Annotated in this window: 4 protein-coding genes and 1 tRNA gene; 3 read left to right on the top strand and 2 right to left on the bottom strand. The window is 69.3% G+C overall.

What is annotated here, in order from left to right:
- Together hisN and GTW67_RS09315 are read left to right on the top strand one after the other, a co-directional pair.
- Positions 1-735: histidinol-phosphatase (hisN, locus tag GTW67_RS09310; protein ID WP_161164335.1), on the top strand; the 735-nt coding region annotated here is incomplete at its 5' end.
- 160 nt (positions 736-895) lie between these two features.
- Positions 896-1,297 carry a CBS domain-containing protein gene (locus GTW67_RS09315; RefSeq protein WP_161164336.1) on the top strand — a complete coding sequence of 134 codons (402 nt, stop codon included), beginning with the start codon at positions 896-898 and terminating at the stop codon, positions 1,295-1,297.
- 73 nt (positions 1,298-1,370) lie between these two features.
- On the opposite strand, the gene GTW67_RS09320 is transcribed toward GTW67_RS09315, so the two are convergent.
- On the bottom strand, positions 1,371-2,822 hold the full coding sequence (locus GTW67_RS09320; RefSeq protein WP_161164337.1) for a catalase: 1,452 nt from the start codon (positions 2,820-2,822) through the stop codon (positions 1,371-1,373).
- 144 nt (positions 2,823-2,966) lie between these two features.
- Between GTW67_RS09320 and GTW67_RS09325 the strand changes: the two genes are divergently transcribed.
- Entirely contained in the window at positions 2,967-3,383 is a 417-nt protein-coding gene (locus GTW67_RS09325) for a Fur family transcriptional regulator (protein ID WP_161164338.1), read from the top strand.
- A 120-nt stretch (positions 3,384-3,503) separates the two neighbouring features.
- Here the strand turns inward: GTW67_RS09325 and GTW67_RS09330 are convergent.
- A tRNA-Met gene (locus tag GTW67_RS09330) sits at positions 3,504-3,577 on the bottom strand.

Here is a 3,577-nt window from a genome sequence, read left to right on the forward strand (position 1 = left end):
ATGGACCGCTTCAAGGCCCTCGACCTCAAGGTCGAGACCAAGCCGGACATGACCCCGGTGAGCGAGGCCGACAAGGCCGCCGAGGAACTCATCCGCGGCCACCTCTCCCGCGCCCGCCCTCGCGACTCCGTCCTCGGCGAGGAGTACGGCACGGAGGGCACCGGCCCCCGCCGCTGGGTCATCGACCCGATCGACGGCACCAAGAACTACGTACGCGGCGTTCCCGTCTGGGCCACCCTCATCGCCCTCACGGAGGCCGGCGAGGGCGGATACCAGCCCGTCGTCGGCCTCGTCTCCGCCCCGGCCCTCGGCCGTCGCTGGTGGGCCGTGAAGGACCACGGCGCCTTCACCGGCCGCAGCCTGACGTCCGCCCACCGCCTCCACGTCTCCCAGGTCTCCACCCTCTCCGACGCCTCCTTCGCGTACTCCTCGCTCAGCGGCTGGGAGGAGCAGGGCCGGCTGGACGGCTTCCTGGACCTGACCCGCGAGGTGTGGCGCACACGCGCGTACGGCGACTTCTGGCCGTACATGATGGTCGCCGAGGGCTCGGTCGACATCTGCGCCGAACCCGAGCTCTCCCTCTGGGACATGGCAGCGAACGCCGTCATCGTCACGGAGGCCGGCGGCACCTTCACCGGCCTGGACGGCCGCCCCGGCCCGCACAGCGGCAACGCCGCGGCGTCCAACGGCCTGCTCCACGACGAGCTGCTCGGCCGTCTCGGCCGGCGCCCCTGAGCCGGCCCCCGCACGGGTCCGCCCCCGCACGCCCGCCGACTCGCCCTCCACGCCCCCTTGTTGACCCCCGCTTTGCCTGCCACCCTGAGAGTCCCCCCACTTGTGCACTTGTGAATCCATGAACTAGCTCATGGATCACCGGCAGGAGGTGGCTCCACCCATGCTCGTCCGCGAAGCCATGAGCTCGGTCGTCCTCACCATCGGTCCCGACCACACCCTGCGCCAGGCCGCCGCACTGATGTCCGCCCGCCGCGTCGGCGCGGCCGTGGTGTACGACCCCGACGCCGGCGGCATCGGCATCCTCACCGAACGCGACATCCTCAACTCCGTCGGCCGGGACCAGGACCCGGACACCGAACGCGCCCACGCCCACACCACCACCGACGTCGTGTTCGCCGCGCCGTCCTGGACCGTGGAGGAGGCGGCCGGCGCGATGGCGCACGGCGGCTTCCGCCACCTCATCGTGCTCGACCGCGACGAGCCCGTCGGCATCGTCTCCGTCCGCGACATCATCCGCTGCTGGGCACCGGCCCGGCAGCAGACGCAGCGGGTACCGGCCTGACACGCGAAACGGGCCGGACCCCCGTCCCCGGGGATCCGGCCCGCCGCCGCGACAAGCGGTCCAGTGCTGGTTGTCAGCCGCGCAGGGCCTGGACCGCGGCCTCCAGCCGCTTGCCGAAGTCACCGTCGGCCTGACGGAAGTTGTTGATCGCGCGCTCGACGATGTCCTCGCGCGAGACCTGGGAGATGCCGCCCGCCAGGTTGGCGACCAGGCGCTCCTTCTCCTCCTCCGTCATCAGGCGGTAGAGGTTGCCCGCCTGGACGAAGTCGTTGTCCTCGGTGTGCACCGACGCCTCGGTCTCGCCGGTGACACCGGTGAGGGCGACGGGCTGCCACAGCGCGCGGTCCGTCTGGAACGGGCCGCCGAAGCTGTTCGGCTCGTAGTTCTTCGCGCCGCCGTGCCGGCCGTCGTACAGGAAGCCGTCACGGGCGTGGGTGCGCGCCTCGGTGGCGTGCGGACGGTTCACCGGCAGGTGGTCGGCGTTGATGCCGACGCGGTAGCGGTGCGCGTCGCCGTAGGCGAAGAGGCGGCCCTGAAGCATCTTGTCCGGGGACGGGCCGATGCCGGGCACGAAGTGCGCCGGGGAGAAGATCGACTGCTCGACCTCGGCGAAGATGTTCTGCGGGTTGCGGTTCAGCTCCAGCTTGCCGAACCAGACGATCGGGTAGTCCGCGTGCGGCCACACCTTCGTCAGGTCGAACGGGTTGAAGCGGTACGTCGCCGCCTCGGCCACCGGCATGATCTGCACGCCGACCGTCCAGGACGGGAAGTCGCCGCGCTCGATGGCCTCGCGCAGGTCGCGCTGGTGGGAGTCGGGGTCCTCACCGGCGAGCTTGGCGGCCTCCTCGACGGTCAGGTTCTTGATCCCCTGGTCCGTCTTGAAGTGGTACTTCACCCAGAAGGCCTCGCCGGCCTCGTTGTTCCACTGGTACGTGTGCGAGCCGAAGCCGTCCATGTGCCGGTACGAGGCGGGGATGCCGCGGTCACCGTGCAGCCAGGTCACCTGGTGCGTCGACTCGGGCGACAGGCTCCAGAAGTCCCAGACGTTGTCCGCCTCCTGCGAGCCCGTGTACGGGTCGCGCTTCTGGGTGTGGATGAAGTCGGGGAACTTGATGGCGTCCTTGATGAAGAACACCGGGGTGTTGTTGCCGACGAGGTCGTAGTTGCCCTCTTCGGTGTAGAACTTCAGCGCGAAGCCGCGCGGGTCGCGGACGGCGTCCGCCGCACCCAGGTTGCCGGCCACGGTCGAGAAGCGGAGGAAGGTCTCCGTCTCCTTGCCGACCTCGGAGAGGAACTTGGCGCGCGTGTACTGGGTGACATCGGCGGTGACCGTGAAGGTGCCGTAGGCACCCGCGCCACGGGCGTGCACGACACGCTCCGGGATGCGCTCACGGTTGAAGTGGGCCAGCTTCTCCAGAAGGAGCTGGTCCTGGACGAGCACGGGGCCGCCGACGCCCGCGGTCTCGCTGTTCTGGTTGTCGGCTACCGGAGCACCGGCTTCCGTAGTAAGCGGTCCCTGAGTCACGTACGCCTCCTGCGCCAATCCTGCAAAACCTGTCCCTTGGCTAATGCCGGTCTCGATCCTACAATGGACATTGTCTAAGTCAAGTAAGACTCCAAAGTCACACCCGTTCGGGACCTGGTCCCCCTTGCTGTTAGGCTGGCCTGTATGAGTGACCTACTGGAACGGCTGCGTGGACGCGGATGGCGCATGACCGCGCAGCGGCGCGTCGTGGCCGAGGTCCTTGACGGCGATCACGTGCATCTGACGGCCGACGAGGTGCACTCCAGGGCCGTCACGAAGCTGCCGGAGATCTCCCGGGCGACCGTCTACAACACCCTGGGCGAGCTGGTCTCGCTCGGTGAGGTGCTGGAGGTCGCGACGGACAAGCGCGCGAAGCGGTACGACCCGAACGCGCACCGGCCGCACCACCACCTGGTCTGCGCGCAGTGCGGCGCGATCCGCGACGTCCACCCGACCGGCAATCCGCTGGCCGACCTCCCCGACACGGAGCGCTTCGGCTTCACGGTCTCCGACGTCGAGGTCACCTACCGCGGCACCTGCCCGAACTGCGCGGCCGCGTAAGCCTTTCCACTCGCACGAAGCCCCGGCACCGATGGGTGCCGGGGCTTCGGCGTGTGACAGTTGCACCGGTGAACGCACCGAGAGCCGGAACCCTTTCGGATTCCGGCCCTCGGCCTTCAGTAGCGGGGACAGGATTTGAACCTGCGACCTCTGGGTTATGAGCCCAGCGAGCTACCGAGCTGCTCCACCCCGCG

The organism is Streptomyces sp. SID5910, from assembly GCF_009862125.1.
Lineage (GTDB): Bacteria > Actinomycetota > Actinomycetes > Streptomycetales > Streptomycetaceae > Streptomyces.

What these genes read in the sequence shown, in the direction of transcription:
- GTW67_RS09315 (WP_161164336.1), top strand. Translation starts at nt 896, where the DNA reads ATGCTCGTCCGCGAAGCCATGAGCTCGGTCGTCCTCACCATCGGTCCC.
- GTW67_RS09325 (WP_161164338.1), top strand. Translation starts at nt 2,967, where the DNA reads ATGAGTGACCTACTGGAACGGCTGCGTGGACGCGGATGGCGCATGACC.